The sequence below is a fragment of the Streptomyces griseomycini genome (assembly GCF_014203535.1).
Classification (GTDB): Bacteria; Actinomycetota; Actinomycetes; order Streptomycetales; family Streptomycetaceae; genus Streptomyces; species Streptomyces griseomycini.
Genome location: NZ_JACHJI010000032.1, coordinates 1 through 16732 on the forward strand (window position 1 = coordinate 1; position 16732 = coordinate 16732).

The following is a 16732-nucleotide window of genomic DNA, read 5'->3' on the forward strand; positions in this document are numbered from 1 at the left end:
CAGGGGGGACCCTGTGGGAGAGTAGGACGCCGCCGAACAATTCTTGAGGGAAGACCCCCGCACCGTACGGTGCGGGGGTCTTCTGCGTTTCAGGGTCTTCTCCTTCCGGTCTTCCCGCACCACACGAGTCACAGCCGTCCTGCCGTCTTCAACGCCAGATATGCGTCTGCGAGTGCCGGCGCCAGTTCGTCAGGGGTCGCGTCCACCACCGTGACGCCATGGCGGCGGAGCTGTTCCGCTGTACGGTCGCGCTCGGAGTGGGCCTGGGCGGCCGCGGCTGCCTCGTACACCGCGTCGGCGTTCCCACGGGCCTTGGCCATGTGCGCGACGTGCGGGTCCGCCACCGATGCCAGGAGCACCGTGTGGCGCTGGGTCAGCTGCGGCAGAACAGGCAGCAGGCCCTCCTCGACGGGGGCCGCGTCGAGCGTCGTGAGCAGCACGATGAGGGAGCGGCGGGGGGCCGTGCGGAGGGCCGTGGCCGTCAGGCCTCGGGCGTCGGTCTCGACGAGCTCGGGCTCGAGCGTGACCATGGCGTTGACCAGGGACGGCAGGACATCGCCTGCGGTGCGGCCCTGGACCAGGGCGCGCAGGCGACGGTCGTAGGCGAGGAGGTCGACGCGATCGCCTGCGCGGGAGGCGAGGGCCGCCAGGAGCAGGGCCGCGTCCATGGAGGCGTCCAGCCGGGGGATGTCGCCGACACGGCCCGCGGAGGTGCGGCCGGTGTCGAGGACCAGCAGGATGTGGCGGTCGCGTTCGGGACGCCAGGTGCGTACGGCGACGGCGGACTGGCGGGCTGTGGCGCGCCAGTCGATGGAGCGGGTGTCGTCGCCGGGGACGTACTCGCGCAGGCTGTCGAACTCGGTGCCCTCGCCGCGGGTCAGCACGCTGGTGCGGCCGTCCAGTTCGCGCAGTCGGGCCAGTTTGGACGGCAGGTGCTTGCGGCTGGTGAACGGAGGGAGGACGCGTACGGACCAGGGGACGTCGTGGGTGCCCTGGCGGGCGAAGAGGCCGAGGGGGCCGTAGGAGCGGATGGTGACGCGGTCGGCCCTGCGGTCGCCTCGACGGGTGGGACGCAGGTGGGTGGTGATGCGGCGGCGTTCACCCGGGGGGACCAGCAGGCGATGGCGGGAGGCGGCCGTCTCCGTGCCGGGCTGCCAGCTGCTGGGGGGCCAGGCGTCGCGGATGCGGGCGCGCAGCGGCCGGCGGGACGGGTTGGTGATCGTCAGCGTGACGTCGGCGCTGTCGCCCAGGCGTACGGAGGTGTCGCCGGAGCGGGTCAGGCCGAGGTGGCGCACGGGGGCGGCCAGGGCGAAGTCGCAGGCGCAGGCCACCGCGAGGGGGGCGTTGACGGCGAGGACACCCGTCCAGCCGGGTTCCCAGATGCCGACGGGGAGGGAGCCGAGTGCCGCGATCAGGGCGGCGCGTCCGGTGAGTGCCATCAGCGGGGGACCGGGACGTGGGCGAGGATCGCGTTGATGACCGAGTCGGTCGTGACGCCTTCCATCTCGGCCTCCGGGCGGAGCTGGACGCGGTGGCGGAGGGTGGGCAGGGCGAGGGCCTTCACGTCGTCGGGGATGACGTAGTCGCGGCCCGTCAGCCAGGCCCAGGCGCGGGCGGTGGCCAGGAGCGCGGTGGCGCCTCGGGGGGAGACGCCGAGAGTGAGGGACGGGGACTCGCGGGTGGCGCGGCAGATGTCCACGACGTAGGCGGTGATCTCGGGGGAGACCGTCGTCCCGGCGACCGCGCGGCGGGCGGCTTCCAGGTCGGCGGCGCTCGCGACGGGGCGTACGCCGGCGGCGCCCAGGTCGCGTGGGTCGAAGCCCTCGGCGTGGCGGGTGAGGACGTCGATCTCGTCCTGGCGGGAGGGGAGGGGAATGGTGAGTTTGAGGAGGAAGCGGTCCAGCTGGGCCTCGGGGAGGGGGTAGGTGCCCTCGTACTCGACGGGGTTCTGGGTCGCGGCGACCAGGAAGGGGTCGGGGAGGGGGCGGGGGGTGCCGTCGACCGTGACCTGGCGTTCCTCCATGGCCTCGAGCAGGGACGACTGGGTCTTCGGGGGCGTGCGGTTGATCTCGTCCGCGAGGAGGAGATGGGTGAAGACCGGGCCGGGCTGGAAGGAGAACTCGGCGGTGCGGGCGTCGTAGACCAGGGAGCCGGTGACGTCGCTCGGCATCAGGTCGGGGGTGAACTGGACGCGCTTGGTGTCGAGCCGGAGGGCTGCGGCGAGGGCGCGGACGAGGAGGGTCTTGGCGACGCCGGGGACGCCTTCGAGGAGCACGTGGCCGCGGCAGAGCAGGGCGACGACGAGACCGGTGACGGCGGGGTCCTGGCCGACCACGGCTTTGGCGATCTCGGCGCGCAGGGCCTCCAGGGAGGCCCGGGCGGCGGCCGGGTCCCCGGTGTGCGCGGCGTTGTCAGTGGTCGGGTCCATCATGGACGGCGTACCTCTCCTTCGAGGGCGTCGAGTCGGTCGGCGAGGGAGACGAGGGCTGCGTCGTCGCCTGGCGGCGGGCCGAACAGGAGCGTGTGCAGGGACTGTCCGTCGCCCTGGAGGCGGGCGGACAGCGCGGGGAGCAGGGTCTCGGGCGCGTGCGCCTGGGTCACGGGGATGCCCACCAGGGGGGCGAGGCGCGTACGGGTGGCGGAGCGGAGAGCGGCGGCCGCGCGGTCGCGGGCGTTCGCCTTGCGGTAGAGACGGGCGCGGCCTTCGACGGTCTCGGAGGCGCGGATCGCCACGGGGAGTTTTTCGGGCACCAGGGGGCCGAGTCGGCGTGCCCGCCACAGGGCGGCCAGGGCCGCCGCGACGAAGAGTTGCAGGGTGCCCCAGAGCCAGCCGGAGGGGAGCAGGTCGAAGAAGCCGCGCTCGCCCTCCTCGGAGGCGGCGGAGGCGTCGGCGAGCGAGGGGAGGTACCAGACCAGATGGGGGCGGGAGCCGAGGAGCTGGAGGGCGAGCGAGGCGTTGCCGTGCTCGTCGAGGCGGTCGTTGAGGAGGATGTCGGGTGCGCCGAGGAGGACGGTGTCGCCGTCGCCGGAGGGGGCGGGTATGCGCAGCAGGGTGGCCAGGCGCTCGCTGGGGTAGCACTCGTCGGCGGTGAGGTGGGTGGTCGTGTAGCGGATGCCGCCCGTGTCGGCGGTGCCGGCGCGGCGGGCCGCGGGCAGGTCGCAGTCGGGGGTGAGGGTGGAGTCGAGGCTGGTGGCCGGGTCGGCGGTGACGCCGGGGGCGAGTTGCTCGACGGAGGCGCTGCCGGAGGAGACGAGGACGGTGCGGCCGCCGGAACCGGCGGTCGCGGAGTGCAGCCGGGTCTGCTGGGTCCGGGTCAGGAGGTCGGGGACGGCGACCAGGAGGGTGGTGTCGGGGGAGGCGGCGGCCACTGCCTCGTCGAGGGTGGTGACCACGCGCGTGTCCACGCCGCGGTCGGCCAGGAGTTCAGCGACGGCGCGGCTTCCGTAGGGGTCGGCCGAGCGCGGGTCGAGTTCGCCGTGGCGGGCGTCGGAGCGGACCACGGCGATCGCCACGGCCGCCGCGGCCAGCAGCGCCAGCGCGAGGGCGATGCCTCGCGCGCGGGTCCACACCTGGCGGGCGGTGGGCGAGGCCGAGGTGGACGGGAGCGTGACCTCGGTCGTCATCCGGCGGCTCCCCGGCGGGTGTTGTGGTCGGCGTGCTGCGTCGCGCTGCTGCTCGCGAGCTGCGGTCTGGCGCGTTCCAGGTCGCGGTCGAGGCCGGCGATGTCCCGGTACGACTGCTCGGTCACGGCCCGGCCGCCGTATGTCACGTCGTCGAAGGAGCGGGCGGCGGCGTGCAGGGGGCCGGTGTGGGCGGGCAGGGCGCGGCCGGCCTCGGCGGCGGCCTCGTCGGCGGTGCGGCCGGGGCGGACGTCGAGCAGGGCGCGTTCCTCCAGGGAACGGACGATGGCCCGCATGCGTTCCTGCACGGCCTGGTTCCAGTGGCCCTGGGCGGCGTGCGCCTCGGCCGCCGCGCGGTGTTCGGCTGCGCTGCGGGGGCGGTCGTCGAACAGGGCGGGCGCCGAGACCGGTTGGCGTCGAGGGGTGCCCAGGCGCCACCACAGGGCGCCCAGGACGGCGACCACGGCCACGATGACGACGATCAGGCCGAGCGTGCCGCCGGGGGTCGCGGTGGAGGCGGTCTCGAACAGCTCGCCGACCCACTCCCAGAAGGTGTCCAGGGCCCGCTGGAACCAGCTGGGGTCGTTCTCGTGGTACATGTGCTTGGACAGCTCGCGCCGTGCCGCCTCCCGCGCGGGGTCGCGCGGGAGGGTGACGGGCGGCTCGTCGTCGCCGCGCAGCAGGACGCGCACGGCGGTGTCGGCGGTGGCCGGCAGCGCCTGGACCGGTGCGAGAACTCCCCCCGCGGCGTTCACCGCATCAGCTCCCCGGGGTGGTGCCGGGGCCGTGGTCCTGGACGCCTGCGGCGCGGGCCAGTTCGAGGTCGAGGGCCTCGCGGCGGATGCGCTGGTCGACGTAGAGGAGCACGGTGACGCCGGCCGTGATCGGGAACGTGATCATGGAGCCGATGACCGCGCCGATCCCGCTGATGACGAGGAACGTCCAGCCGATGTCACCGCCGGCGCTGTTGAGGAAGCCGGTGACGCCGTCGCCGCTGAGGGCCGCGGCGAGGAAGGTGAACGGGATGACGACGATCGACGCGACGACGTTCGCGATGATCGTCGCGAGCAGCTGGATGCCGAAGACCCGCCACCAGGAGCCGCGCACCAGTTTCGCGGAGCGGCTCATCGCCTTCACGATGCCCTGCTTCTCCAGCATCAGCGCGGGGGAGGAGAGCGAGAAGCGGATCATCAGCCACAGGGCGGCCACGCCGGCGCCGATGATGCCCAGGACGGTGAGCGCGACGCCTGCCTCGGCGCCCCCCGCCACGGTCACGAGGAGGCCGGGCAGCGCTCCCACGGTGACGATGCCGGCGGTGATGAGCAGCAGCAGGCAGATCAGGCCGAACAGCTTCGCGACCTGGGGGCGGGCGTCGCGCCAGGCCTCGCCGGTGGTGACCGGCCTGCCGAGCACCGCGCGGCTGGTGACGGTCGTGAGCAGGGCGGTGGCGACGACGGTGCCGACCAGGGTGACCAGGAAGAGCACCCCGGAGTTGAGCATGGCGTCGCCCATGGCGCTGGTCAGCTCGTCGAACGTGGCGCTGGGGTCGTTGAGGGCCGCGGTGCTGGAGTTGTCCAGGACGAGCCCCTGGAGCAGGACGACGACGATCTCGGTGAGGACGGCGACGGCCAGGGAGATGCCGAGCACCGTGCGCCAGTAGGTGCGCATGGTGGAGACCGCGCCGTCGAGGATCTCGCCCACGCCGAGCGGGCGGAGCGGGATCACACCGGGCTTGGCCGCGGGCGGGGGACCGCCCCAGCCGCCTCCCCAGGAACCGTGCCCGCCGGGACCGCCCCAGCCGCCGCCGTAACCGCCGCCGTGACCTCCTGGAGCGCCGGGGGGCGGGGGGCCCCAGCCCGGGCCCGGCGGCGGCGGGGGAGCCTGGCCCGGGCCGGTGGGTGCGGACCACTGGCTGGGCGGCGGCTGTTCCTTCGACCACTTCACGCCCGGGCCCTGTGGCGCCTGGCCCGGTTGCTCCGGCTGCTGCGGTCGGTCGGCGGGCTGCTCGGGGTTCGGGCGGTCGGCAGGTCCGGACGCACCCGGTCCCTGCCCGTCGGACGGGGCGGATCCGGGCGATGCCCAGCCCGGAGTGTCGTTCATCGTCGCTCCTTCACGGTGCCCGTCCGCGGTCGCGGCGGCAGGTTGGCAGCCATCGTGCCACGGGGTGGTCCTGCACGGAGCTGCCGAGGTGAGGGCTGCACAGCTTCAATTGTCCACGCGATAGGGGGCAGACTGGCCGCATGGCTGATCAGTACGCGCACAGCGGCGACACCAAGCGGCCGACCGAGATCCCGGCACTGCGCTGGGAGGAGCCACCGGAAGGCCCCGTTCTGGTCCTGCTCGACCAGACGAGGCTGCCCGCCGAGGAGGTGGAACTCGTCTGTACGGATGCGCCCGCGCTGGTGGAAGCGATCCACACGCTCGCCGTGCGCGGGGCTCCCCTGCTGGGCATCGCGGGGGCCTACGGCGTCGCGCTGGCCGCGGTGCGGGGCTTCGACGTGGACGACGCGGCGGCGGCGCTGCAGGGCGCACGGCCCACCGCGGTGAACCTCGCCGTCGGGGTGCGCCGGGCCCACTCGGCCCACCAGGCCGCGCTCGCCCGCACCGGCGACCCCAGGCAGGCGGCCGGGGCCGCACTGGCTGCGGCACGGCAGCTCCACCGGGAGGACGCCGAGGCCAGCGCCCGGATGGCCCAGCACGGGCTGGTGCTGCTGGACGAACTGCTGCCCGGCGGCGGACACCGGATCCTCACGCACTGCAACACCGGTTCGCTGGTGTCGGGCGGCGAGGGGACGGCCTTCGCGGTGGCGCTGGCGGCGCACCGGGCGGGCCGGCTCAGGCGCCTGTGGGTGGACGAAACGCGTCCGTTGCTGCAAGGTGCTCGCCTGACGGCGTACGAGGCGGCCCGCAGCGGCATGGCGTACACCCTGCTCACCGACAACGCGGCGGGATCGCTGTTCGCGGCGGGCGAGGTGGACGCGGTGCTCGTCGGGGCGGACCGCATCGCGGCCGACGGCTCGGTGGCGAACAAGGTGGGGAGCTATCCGCTCGCGGTGCTCGCGCGGTACCACCACGTGCCGTTCATCGTGGTGGCGCCGGTGACGACGGTGGATCTCCAGACGCCGGACGGGGCGTCCATCGAGGTCGAGCAGCGCCCCGGTCACGAGGTGACCGAGGTCACGGCACCGCAGGTGCCGGTGGCCGGGACGGAAGCGGGAGGAGGGATCCCGGTGGCACCCCTGGGGACCCAGGCGTACAACCCGGCGTTCGACGTGACGCCGCCGGAGCTGGTGACGGCGATCGTCACCGAGGAAGGCGCCGTTTCGCCCGTGACGGCCGATGCTCTGGCCGAGTTGTGTGCCAGGTCACGCCAGGTGACGATTAGCTAATGGGATGATGTCGTTTATGAAGGGACGAGTCCTTGTCGTCGACGACGACAGCGCACTGGCCGAGATGCTCGGCATCGTGCTGCGTGGTGAGGGTTTTGAGCCGTCTTTCGTAGCCGACGGCGACAAGGCGCTGGCCGCTTTCCGTGAGACCAAGCCCGACCTGGTGCTGCTGGACCTGATGCTGCCCGGCCGGGACGGCATCGAGGTGTGCCGCCTGATCAGGGCGGAGTCCGGGGTGCCGATCGTGATGCTCACGGCCAAGAGCGACACCGTCGATGTCGTGGTGGGCCTGGAGTCCGGGGCCGACGACTACATCGTGAAGCCGTTCAAGCCGAAGGAGCTGGTCGCCCGGATCCGGGCGCGGCTGCGCAGGTCGGAGGAGCCGGCGCCGGAGCAGCTCGCCATCGGCGACCTGGTGATCGACGTGGCCGGGCACTCCGTGAAGCGGGACGGGCAGTCGATCGCGCTGACGCCGCTGGAGTTCGACCTGCTGGTCGCGCTGGCCCGCAAGCCGTGGCAGGTGTTCACCCGCGAGGTGCTGCTCGAACAGGTCTGGGGCTACCGTCACGCGGCCGACACCCGGCTGGTGAACGTGCATGTCCAGCGGCTGCGCTCCAAGGTCGAGAAGGACCCGGAGAAGCCGGAGATCGTGGTGACCGTCCGTGGTGTCGGGTACAAGGCAGGACCGAGCTGACATGTCCGGTGACAGTGCCGCTTCGGCGCCCGGCCGGTCCGGGGGCCGTCCGGAGCGGCCTGTCGGCCGGAAGAAGGCGGGCACCCGCTGGGGGCGCCTGCTGGAGGACGGGCTGCTGCAGGGCGGAGTCCACGGCAGCCCGGTGATCCGCCTGTTCGTGCGCTGGGTGCGCCGGCCGCTGCTGCCCGTCATGCGGCTGTGGCGGCGCAACATCCAGCTCAAGGTCGTCGTCACGACGCTGCTGATGTCGCTGGGCGTGGTCCTGCTGCTGGGCTTCGTCGTCATCGGGCAGGTGCGCAACGGCCTGCTGGACGCCAAGGTGAAGGCCTCCCAGAGCCAGGCCACCGGCGGGTTCGCCGTGGCCAGGCAGAAGGCCGACGAGGCGGTGAGCGTCACCGGCGACGACGGCACCACCGTGGACCCGGAGGGTTCGACGAGCGTCATCCAGTGGATGAGCGACCTCGTCGAGTCGCTCTCCAGCGGCGGCCAGGGCGCCTTCGACGTGGTGACCCTGCCCGCGGGCGACGACAGCGGCGGCGGGCGCGGCCCGCGCGCCTCCGGGCAGGTCATCGCGACGGCCAGCGTGCCCGAGGCCCTGCGGGAGCGGATCGACACCAGCCCGGCGGCGGCCCAGAGCTACACCCGCATCATCTACGACAACGGTGCGGACTCCCAGCCCGGACTGGTCATCGGCAAGCAGGTCAACGACCCCAACGGCGACCCGTACCAGCTGTACTACCTCTTCCCGCTCACGCAGGAGGAGAAGTCGCTGAGCCTGGTCAAGGGCACGCTGGCGACGGCGGGGCTGTTCGTCGTCGTCCTGCTCGGGGCGATCGCCTGGCTCGTGGTGCGGCAGGTCGTCACACCGGTGCGGATGGCTGCCGGGATCGCCGAGCGGCTGTCCGCCGGGCGGCTCCAGGAACGCATGAAGGTCACCGGCGAGGACGACATCGCGCGGCTCGGCGAGGCCTTCAACAAGATGGCCCAGAACCTGCAGCTGAAGATCAACCAGCTGGAGGACCTGTCGCGGATGCAGCGCCGGTTCGTGTCGGACGTGTCGCACGAGCTGCGGACGCCGCTGACGACGGTGCGGATGGCCGCGGACGTCATCCACGAGGCGCGCGAGGACTTCGACCCGGTGACCGCGCGGTCGGCCGAGCTGCTCGCCGACCAGCTGGACCGGTTCGAGTCGCTGCTCGCGGACCTGCTGGAGATCAGCCGCTTCGACGCGGGTGCGGCGGCGCTGGAGGCGGAGGCGATAGACCTGCGCGAGGTCGTACGGCGCGTGGTCAGCGGGGCGGAGCCGCTCGCCGAGCGCAAGGGCACGGAGATAAAGGTCGTCGGCGACCAGCAGCCCGTCGTCGCCGAGGCCGACGCGCGGCGCGTGGAGCGCGTGCTGCGCAACCTCGTCGTCAACGCCGTGGAGCACGGCGAGGGCAAGGACGTCGTCGTCAAGCTCGCCGCGGCGGGCGGAGCGGTCGCGGTCGCGGTGCGCGACTACGGCGTGGGGCTCAAGCCGGGCGAGGCCACCCGGGTCTTCAGCCGCTTCTGGCGGGCCGACCCGGCACGCGCGCGCACCACCGGCGGTACGGGGCTGGGGCTGTCCATCGCCCTGGAGGACGCGCGGCTGCACGGCGGCTGGCTCCAGGCGTGGGGCGAGCCGGGCGGCGGTTCGCAGTTCCGGCTGACGCTGCCGAGGACGGCGGACGAGCCGCTGAGGGGGTCCCCGATACCCCTGGAGCCCAAGGACTCGCGGCGCAACCGCGGATCGGACGACGCCGGCCCGCCGCGCGGCGGCGGGGACGGCGGGAAGCGTGCCACGGTGCCGGCCCAGCCGGCGGGCGCCGACGGTGCGGCGCGGGCCGTCGGGGACCCGTTCGCCCCGAGGCCGGCGACCGGGGCGCCCACGGCCGATCCCACGGCGCTGCCCGGCAACGGCGCGCGCGTGGTGGCCCGGACCGCCCCGCAGGCGCGACGGCAGGGCGAGGAGACGACGGAGGCACCCGGGGGGCAGCCCGGGGACCTGCGGGTGACACCGCCGGACGGCGCACAGCCCGCCGGGCGGTCGGAGACCGGTCGCGGTGGTCCCGCGCGGCAGCCGGAGGACGGTCACGGCGGGACCGCGGAACGATCGGACGGTGACCGCGACGGGGCCGCTGGTGCCGTCGGGGCCGGGGAGCCGGAACGGGGTCCCGGGACCGGCAACGGCGCCGGAGGACCCGGTGGCGGTCCCGATGGCCGGAGAGCGGCGCGTGGCGCGCACAGGGATGGGGAGGCTTCGCGTGGGCGGTGAGCGCTTCGGGCGCGGCCGGAGGACACCGGTGCGGGCGGTGGCGTACGCCGCCGGCGGGGCCGTCCTGCTGGCCGGGTGCGCCTCGATGCCCGACAGCGGGGACCTGCGGGACGTCGAGTCCACGCCCCGGCAGGACACGCAGGTGCGGGTGTTCGCCATGCCGCCGAGTGAGGACGCCACGCCCCCGCAGATCGTGCAGGGCTTCCTGGAGGCGCTGACCAGCGACGACCCCGACTACAAGACCGCGCGCCAGTACCTGACCCCGAAGGCGGCGAAGACCTGGCGGCCGGAGCTGTCCACCACGGTGCTGTCGGACGGGCCGGACGCCTACGCCGACGACCCCTCGGACCCGGAGGACGCCGGCTCCCTCACCTACACGCTGACCGGCACCAAGGTCGCCACGGTGGACGCCCAGCAGGCGTACGCGCCCGCGGCCGGCCCCTACAGCAAGCGCGTGCACCTCACGAAGGACGCGAAGAACGGTCAGTGGCGCATCGACGCGGTGCCGCAGGGCGTCGTCATGGGCAAGTCGGACTTCCAGCGCAACTACATGTCCGTCAACAAGTACTACTTCGCCTCGGACACCGAGGGGGCCGAGGCGGGCGCACTGCCGTCGGCGGTCGCCGACCCCGTCTACGTGCGCAGCCATGTGGACCCCACCACCCAGATGGTGCGCTCCCTCCTCGGCGGACCCACGACCTGGCTGGATCCCGTCGTCCGGTCGAGCTTCCCCGCGGGGACGGCCCTGCGGAAGGGCACCGGCTCGCTGGCGGCGGACGACCGGGGCAGGCTGACCGTGCCGCTGAACGACGAGGCGGCCGGGGTCGGCACCGACCGGTGCGAGGAGATGGCGGCCCAGCTGCTCTTCACGCTGCGCAACCTCAGCCCGGTGGTGGAGGAGGTCGAGCTGCGGGCCGGCGGCGAGCAGCTGTGCTCGCTCGCCCAGGACAGCGCCGAGAACGTGGCCACCCGGGGAGCGCAGCACCGGCCCGACCACCTGTACTTCGTCGACGACGAGCGCCGGCTGGTGCGGATCGCCGCGGGCAGCGGCGACGACCAGCCGGAGCCGGCGCCGGGGGCGCTGGGCGAGGGCGGCAAGGCGCTGCGCTCGGTGGCGGTCGCGCGGGACGAGCGCACGGCGGCCGGGGTCGGCATCGACGGCACGTCGCTGTACGTGACCGCGCTGGTGACGGGAGGTTCGCTCGGCGAACCCGTGCTGCGCAGCCGGGGCAGGACCGAGAAGGACCGGCTGACCGCGCCGAGCTGGGACGCGCAGGGCGGACTGTGGGTGGCCGACCAGGACCCCGAGAACCCGCGTCTGTACCTGTTGGAGGAGGGCGCGAAGGAGCCGCTGCCGGTGCGGACACCGGGCCTGGACGGACGGGTGCAGGAGGTCCGGGTGGCCGCCGACGGGGTGCGGATCGCGCTCGTCGTGGAGAAGGGCGACCGGCGGTCCCTGCTGATCGGGCGGATCGAGCGGAGCGGACCGGACGGCGCGACGGACGGGCGGACGGCGGTCACCGTGCGGGAACTGCGCTCCGCGACGCCCGAGCTGGAGCAGGTCACCGCCATGTCCTGGGCCGGGGACAGCCGGCTCGTGGTGGTCGGACGCGAGCAGGGGGGCGTGGAGCAGATGAAGTACGTCGAGGTCGACGGCTCCACGCCGGACGTGCCGCCGCCCGCCGCCCTGACCGGCGTCAAGGACGTCACCGCCTCGGCGGACGAACAGATGCCGCTGGTGGCGTACTCCGTGGACGGGATCGTCCGGCTGCCCTCGGGGGCGCAGTGGCAGAAGGTGACGAAGGGGACGGCACCCGTCTACCCGGGGTGAGCGGTCCACGGGGTGAGCGGTCCCGGTGCGTCGCGGACGGCCCCGTCGCGCCGAGTTGTCCACAGGGGTGGCAGGACGGGGAGGGCGTGGGCACAGTGGGGCCATGCGGGGATGGTGGCAGGACCTCACCGACCTGGTGCTCCCGGCCGAGTGCGGTGGATGCGGCAGGCCTCGTACGGTGCTCTGCGCGCGGTGCCGTACGGCGTTGAGCGGGGCCGCGCCGCGCCGGGTCCGGCCGGTCCCGGAACCGGCCGGGCTGCCGCCGGTGCACGCGGCGGCCCGGTACGCGGACGAGGTGCGCGCCACGGTGCTGGCGCACAAGGAGCGGGGTGTCCTGGCCCTCGCCGGACCACTGGGCGAGGCCCTGGCGGGAGCGGTGGGGGCGGGGCTGCGCACGGCACGGGGGCGCACCGCGGGGGCGCAGGGAGCGGCGGTGGCGGACCGGCTGCCGCACGGACGCGGCGCCGGAGGACCGTACCGCGTTCCGGGCACGGTGCTGCTCGTCCCTGTGCCGTCCGCGCGGCGGGCCGTGCGGGCGCGGGGGCACGACCCCGCCCTGCGGATCGCGTTCGCGGCGGCGGGTGCGTTGCGGCGGGGAGGGGTACCCGTCCGGGTGCTTCCCGCACTGCGGCAGCGGCGGCACGTGGCCGACCAGTCGGGGCTGGACTCCCGGCAGCGGCTGGCCAATCTCGCCGGTGCGCTGGTGGTGGCCCCCGGCTGTGGCCGGCTGCTCTCCGGCGGCCCGGTCGTGCTCGTCGACGACCTGATGACGACCGGTGCGTCGCTGGCGGAGGCCGCACGCGCGGTGCGGGCGGAGTCGCAGGCTCCGGGACCGCGTGCGGAACCGGACGCGGGGGCTGTTTCGAGTATTTCGGGTGCCGCTTTCGTGTACAGGGGTGAGACAGGGGAAAGCAGAGGGGAACAGCGGAACGGACCGGTCCGACGGAGGGCGGACCGGTGGTCCGGCCGGCCGCCGGGGACGGAGGACGCGGACGGTGCCGGCGGGATCGTCGACGTGGTGGGCGCGGCCGTCGTCGCGGCACCACCGGACGCTTTCGAAATAAACCGGAACTGACAGAGATCTTGCTTCGTTGCAGGGAATGAGAGGGCAATTCACCTGAATGGAGGTACGGCGCGATAGAGGGTGACGACATCCGTCCGGGCGAGATATGTTCGGTTGTGAGGGAAAGCCGCAGGCCACACCCCTCGAATCCGATTGCCGTGCTGCGGGTTTTTCGCAATCACCCGCACCGGTGGACTGGAGATCCCGCCCATGGGGGAGGAGGTGGACGTCACCGAGTCCGAGGTTCCGGGCACCACCGGAGCCTGGTGCAAAAGGGAGATGCTCCGCACCGAAGCGGGGCGATCCGGGAACGGAGTTCTGCGTGGACATCGTCGTCAAGGGCCGCAAGACCGAAGTGCCCGAGCGGTTCCGGAAGCACGTGGCCGAGAAGCTGAAGCTGGAGAAGATCCAGAAGCTCGATGCCAAGGTGATCAGCCTCGACGTCGAGGTGTCCAAGGAGCCCAACCCCCGACAGGCCGACCGCTGTGACCGAGTGGAGATCACGCTCCGCTCCCGCGGTCCGGTGATCCGGGCGGAGGCAGCGGCGAGCGATCCGTACGCGGCGCTCGATCTGGCAGCGGAAAAGCTGGACGCGCGGCTGCGCAAGCAGCACGACAAGCGTTTCTCGCGGCGTGGCGCCCGCAGGATCTCGGCCTCGGAGGTCCCCAACCACGTCCCCGGGGCGGCGACGCTCAACGGGATCGGCGCGAGCTCCCACGAGGAGGAGCAGGAAGCCGTCCCCACCAAGAAGATCGGCTCCCTGGAAGTGCAGGGTGAGGGCCCCATCGTGGTCCGCGAGAAGACCCACGTGGCCGCGCCCATGACCCTCGACCAGGCCCTCTACGAAATGGAGCTGGTCGGGCACGACTTCTACCTGTTCGTCGACTCCGAGACCAAGGAACCCAGCGTCGTCTACCGGCGGCACGCCTACGACTACGGCGTGATCCACCTCAGCACCGACACGATGGTCACCGAGACGCATTCCCCCGAGGCGGGCGGAACACTCGGCGGCTGAGCCCCTGCCGGGCGACAGCCGAGCGGTGCCCCTGGTGCGCGTGTGCGCCCCCAGGGGCACCGGTGTGCGACCCCTTCGCACCGCACGCTGTCGCTCCGGCGGCATCCGGGCATGGAATCATGACTGCAACGGCTCAACCGGTGGGTCGTTGCCTTGGGTTGGCGATGGCTCCGGACCACAGGCCACAGCCTTCAGGGGGAGGAACGATGGCGGACAGCTTCGGACCGATGCGTGACGAGGACGTCGGTGACGGCGTCGTCGGCATGGGCCCGGAGGCGGGCTCTCCACGCAAGGAGCCGATCAGGGTCCTCGTGGTGGACGACCACGCGCTGTTCCGCCGCGGGCTGGAGATCGTGCTCGCCGCCGAGGAGGACATCCAGGTCGTCGGGGAGGCGGGGGACGGCGCCGAGGCCGTGGAGAAGGCCGCCGACCTGCTGCCCGACATCATCCTGATGGATGTACGGATGCCCAAACGGGGCGGGATCGAGGCGTGCACCTCCATCAAGGAAGTGGCCCCCAGCGCGAAGATCATCATGCTGACGATCAGCGACGAGGAAGCCGACCTCTACGACGCCATCAAGGCGGGCGCGACCGGCTACCTCCTCAAGGAGATCTCCACGGACGAGGTGGCCACCGCGATCCGCGCGGTGGCCGACGGGCAGTCGCAGATCAGCCCCTCCATGGCGTCGAAGCTGCTCACCGAGTTCAAGTCGATGATCCAGCGGACCGACGAGCGCCGGCTCGTGCCCGCGCCCCGGCTGACGGACCGTGAACTCGAAGTCCTCAAGCTCGTGGCCACGGGGATGAACAACCGCGACATCGCCAAGGAGCTGTTCATCTCCGAGAACACCGTGAAGAACCACGTGCGCAACATCCTGGAGAAGCTCCAGCTGCACTCCAGGATGGAGGCCGTGGTCTACGCGATGCGGGAGAAGATCCTCGAGATCCGGTGAGCGGCCCGGCGCCGGGCCTCAGGCGAGGGCGCGGGCGAGCTCCAGGACGAGCGGTTCGCGCAGCTCCGGGGCGTCGACCCGCTCCACGCGCACGTTCGTGCAGTCCACCCAGCCCGCCGCCTCCACCAGGGCCCGAGCCACCGCCGGGACCGCCTTCCGGCCCTCCAGCGTGACCTGTTTGGCCACCAGGGTGCGGCCCGCGCGGGCCGGGTCGACCCGGCCGACGAGCCGGCCGCCGGCGAGCACGGGCATCGCGAAGTAGCCGTACACCCGCTTCGGCTTGGGGACGTAGGCCTCCAGGCGGTGGGTGAAGCCGAAGATCCGCTCCGTGCGGGCCCGTTCCCAGATCAGGGAGTCGAACGGGGACAGCAGCGTCGTGCGGTGCCGTCCGCGCGGCGGTGCCGCGAGGGCCGCGGGATCGGCCCAGGCCGGCTTGGACCAGCCCTCCACCGTGACCGGGACCAGTCCCGAGTCGGCGATCACCGCGTCGACCTGCTCGGCCTTGAGGCGGTGGTAGTCGGCGATGTCGGCGCGGGTGCCGACGCCCAGGGACCGGCCCGCCAGGCCGACCAGGCGGCGCAGGCACTCGGTGTCGTCCAGTTCGTCGTGCAGCAGCGCTTCCGGGATCGCGCGCTCGGCGAGGTCGTAGACCCGCTTCCAGCCGCGGCGCTCGACGCACACCACCTCGCCCTCCATCAGGGCGCGCTCGACGGCGATCTTGGTCCCGGACCAGTCCCACCACTCGCTGGTGCGCTTGGCGCCGCCCAGCTCCGTGGCCGTCAGGGGGCCCTCCGCGCGGAGCTGCTTGATCACCTGGTCGTAGGCGCCGTCGGGAAGCTCGTGGTTCCAGAGCGGGCGGTCGCGGTAGGCGCGGCGGCGGAAGGCGAAGTGGGGCCACTCCTCGACGGGGAGTACGCACGCGGCGTGCGACCAGTACTCGAAGGCGTGCGGCGCCCGCGAGCCCGTCGTCCAGTACGCGTCCTCGACGGCCCCGCGGCCCACGGCGCCCAGGCGGGCGTAAGGGACGAGCTCGTGGGAGCGGGCCAGGACGGAGATCGTGTCCAGCTGCACCGCGCCCAGAGCCCGGAGTATCCCCCGGACGCCGGAGCGGCGGTCGGGGGCGCCGAGGAAGCCCTGGGCCCGCAGGGCGATGCGGCGGGCCTCGTCTGCCGAGAGTTCCGTGGTCGGACGCGGGAGGGTCGTCATACGCCCGCACGATAGAGGGCGGCACTGACAACCGGGGCCGGACCGGACGTCACCCCCGGCCCGGCAGGTACGGCGCCGTCGACGGCAGCCCCAGGTCGGACGGGAGGAGGGAGCCCACCCAGCAGTCCCGCAGCACACCCTTGTTGTTGATCGCCGAGCGCAGGGTGCCCTCGACGGTGAAGCCCGCGCGCTCGGCCACCGCGCGGGAGGGCCGGTTGCCCACCTCCGCGCGCCACTCCACGCGGTCGACCGACATCCGGGTGAACGCCCAGCGCGCGGCGGTGACGACGGCCTCGGTGACGTAGCCGTTGCCGCGGTGCTCCCTCACCCCCCAGAAGCCGATCTCGCCCACGCCGAGGGACCGCATGGTGATGCCGAGCATGCCCGCGAGGTCCCCGGAGGGGAGGAAGACGCCGAAGGTGAACATCGAACCGTTCGCCCAGCCGTCCGGGGCCATCTGCTCCGTGAAGCCCCGCGCGTGTTCCGGCAGGTACGGGGAGGGGACCGTGGTCCAGCGCTGGATGTCGGGGTCCTGGCAGGCGGCGTACACCGCGGCGGTGTCCTGCGGGCCGACCGTGCGCAGCAGGAGGCGGTCGGTGGTGAGCGTGACGGGTTCCATCGCCCGATTCTGCTCAACCGCCCGGGAACGGCGCCAGGCGTTCGGCTC

The 16732-nt window shown here is 73.3% G+C and carries 14 protein-coding genes; 7 read left to right on the forward strand and 7 right to left on the reverse strand.

Translation table 11 applies throughout. The features are described 5' to 3' along the window. Window positions 1-128: 128 nt before the first annotated feature. From FHS37_RS37470 to FHS37_RS37490, 5 genes are read right to left on the reverse strand one after another with little or no spacing between them, the layout of a single operon-like run. On the reverse strand, window positions 129-1439 hold the full coding sequence (locus FHS37_RS37470) for a DUF58 domain-containing protein (protein ID WP_184829601.1): 1311 nt from the start codon (window positions 1437-1439) through the stop codon (window positions 129-131). Beyond that, on the reverse strand, window positions 1439-2428 hold the full coding sequence (locus FHS37_RS37475; protein ID WP_184829603.1) for an AAA family ATPase: 990 nt from the start codon (window positions 2426-2428) through the stop codon (window positions 1439-1441). The genes FHS37_RS37470 and FHS37_RS37475 overlap by 1 nt, the downstream gene beginning before the upstream one ends. Beyond that, a complete protein-coding gene (locus FHS37_RS37480) occupies window positions 2428-3624 on the reverse strand; it encodes a DUF4350 domain-containing protein (protein WP_184829605.1) in 1197 nt (398 codons plus the stop codon). The genes FHS37_RS37475 and FHS37_RS37480 overlap by 1 nt, the downstream gene beginning before the upstream one ends. Further along, window positions 3621-4376 carry a DUF4129 domain-containing protein gene (locus tag FHS37_RS37485; protein ID WP_184829607.1) on the reverse strand — a complete coding sequence of 252 codons (756 nt, stop codon included), beginning with the start codon at window positions 4374-4376 and terminating at the stop codon, window positions 3621-3623. Before FHS37_RS37485 ends, FHS37_RS37480 begins: the two co-directional genes overlap by 4 nt. Before the next feature lie 4 nt (window positions 4377-4380). Beyond that, window positions 4381-5721: a DUF7847 domain-containing protein gene (locus FHS37_RS37490; RefSeq protein ID WP_184829609.1), complete on the reverse strand. Its 1341-nt coding sequence runs from the start codon at window positions 5719-5721 to the stop codon at window positions 4381-4383. Window positions 5722-5861: 140 nt separating this feature from the next. On the opposite strand from FHS37_RS37490, the gene mtnA reads away from it, so the two are divergent. The 7 genes from mtnA to FHS37_RS37525 all read left to right on the forward strand — a co-directional run bounded on the left by mtnA (window position 5862) and on the right by FHS37_RS37525 (window position 14859). After that, window positions 5862-7010, forward strand: coding sequence for an S-methyl-5-thioribose-1-phosphate isomerase (gene mtnA, locus FHS37_RS37495; RefSeq protein WP_184829611.1), 1149 nt, complete (start codon window positions 5862-5864; stop codon window positions 7008-7010). Between the two features lie 4 nt (window positions 7011-7014). Beyond that, window positions 7015-7704 carry a two-component system response regulator MtrA gene (gene mtrA, locus FHS37_RS37500; protein WP_004987303.1) on the forward strand — a complete coding sequence of 230 codons (690 nt, stop codon included), beginning with the start codon at window positions 7015-7017 and terminating at the stop codon, window positions 7702-7704. Between the two features lies 1 nt (window position 7705). After that, complete coding sequence (mtrB, locus tag FHS37_RS37505) at window positions 7706-9997, forward strand: MtrAB system histidine kinase MtrB (RefSeq protein WP_184829613.1); 2292 nt, start codon at window positions 7706-7708, stop codon at window positions 9995-9997. Then, complete coding sequence (locus tag FHS37_RS37510; RefSeq protein ID WP_184829615.1) at window positions 9987-11828, forward strand: LpqB family beta-propeller domain-containing protein; 1842 nt, start codon at window positions 9987-9989, stop codon at window positions 11826-11828. Before mtrB ends, FHS37_RS37510 begins: the two co-directional genes overlap by 11 nt. A 103-nt stretch (window positions 11829-11931) precedes the next feature. Beyond that, the gene (locus FHS37_RS37515; protein ID WP_184829617.1) at window positions 11932-12903 is read left to right on the forward strand and encodes a ComF family protein; all 972 of its coding nucleotides are present in this window, start codon (window positions 11932-11934) and stop codon (window positions 12901-12903) included. 310 nt (window positions 12904-13213) lie between these two features. Continuing rightward, complete coding sequence (hpf, locus tag FHS37_RS37520) at window positions 13214-13906, forward strand: ribosome hibernation-promoting factor, HPF/YfiA family (protein ID WP_184829619.1); 693 nt, start codon at window positions 13214-13216, stop codon at window positions 13904-13906. A 206-nt stretch (window positions 13907-14112) separates the two neighbouring features. Continuing rightward, a complete protein-coding gene (locus FHS37_RS37525; RefSeq protein WP_184829621.1) occupies window positions 14113-14859 on the forward strand; it encodes a response regulator in 747 nt (248 codons plus the stop codon). Between the two features lie 18 nt (window positions 14860-14877). Here FHS37_RS37525 and FHS37_RS37530 read toward each other — a convergent pair whose 3' ends face one another. Both FHS37_RS37530 and FHS37_RS37535 read right to left on the reverse strand, forming a co-directional pair. Further along, on the reverse strand, window positions 14878-16065 hold the full coding sequence (locus FHS37_RS37530; RefSeq protein WP_184829623.1) for a winged helix-turn-helix domain-containing protein: 1188 nt from the start codon (window positions 16063-16065) through the stop codon (window positions 14878-14880). 49 nt (window positions 16066-16114) lie between these two features. Further along, window positions 16115-16684 carry a GNAT family N-acetyltransferase gene (locus tag FHS37_RS37535; RefSeq protein WP_184829625.1) on the reverse strand — a complete coding sequence of 190 codons (570 nt, stop codon included), beginning with the start codon at window positions 16682-16684 and terminating at the stop codon, window positions 16115-16117. Window positions 16685-16732: the final 48 nt, after the last annotated feature.

Bases quoted from the DNA above. Each gene is read 5' to 3' on its own strand.
- FHS37_RS37490 (WP_184829609.1), bottom strand. From the start codon at position 5,721: ATGAACGACACTCCGGGCTGGGCATCGCCCGGATCCGCCCCGTCCGAC.
- FHS37_RS37530 (WP_184829623.1), bottom strand. From the start codon at position 16,065: ATGACGACCCTCCCGCGTCCGACCACGGAACTCTCGGCAGACGAGGCC.
- FHS37_RS37470 (WP_184829601.1), bottom strand. From the start codon at position 1,439: ATGGCACTCACCGGACGCGCCGCCCTGATCGCGGCACTCGGCTCCCTC.
- mtnA (WP_184829611.1), top strand. From the start codon at position 5,862: ATGGCTGATCAGTACGCGCACAGCGGCGACACCAAGCGGCCGACCGAG.
- FHS37_RS37535 (WP_184829625.1), bottom strand. From the start codon at position 16,684: ATGGAACCCGTCACGCTCACCACCGACCGCCTCCTGCTGCGCACGGTC.
- FHS37_RS37480 (WP_184829605.1), bottom strand. From the start codon at position 3,624: ATGACGACCGAGGTCACGCTCCCGTCCACCTCGGCCTCGCCCACCGCC.
- FHS37_RS37475 (WP_184829603.1), bottom strand. From the start codon at position 2,428: ATGGACCCGACCACTGACAACGCCGCGCACACCGGGGACCCGGCCGCC.
- mtrA (WP_004987303.1), top strand. From the start codon at position 7,015: ATGATGTCGTTTATGAAGGGACGAGTCCTTGTCGTCGACGACGACAGC.
- FHS37_RS37515 (WP_184829617.1), top strand. From the start codon at position 11,932: ATGCGGGGATGGTGGCAGGACCTCACCGACCTGGTGCTCCCGGCCGAG.
- FHS37_RS37525 (WP_184829621.1), top strand. From the start codon at position 14,113: ATGGCGGACAGCTTCGGACCGATGCGTGACGAGGACGTCGGTGACGGC.
- mtrB (WP_184829613.1), top strand. From the start codon at position 7,706: ATGTCCGGTGACAGTGCCGCTTCGGCGCCCGGCCGGTCCGGGGGCCGT.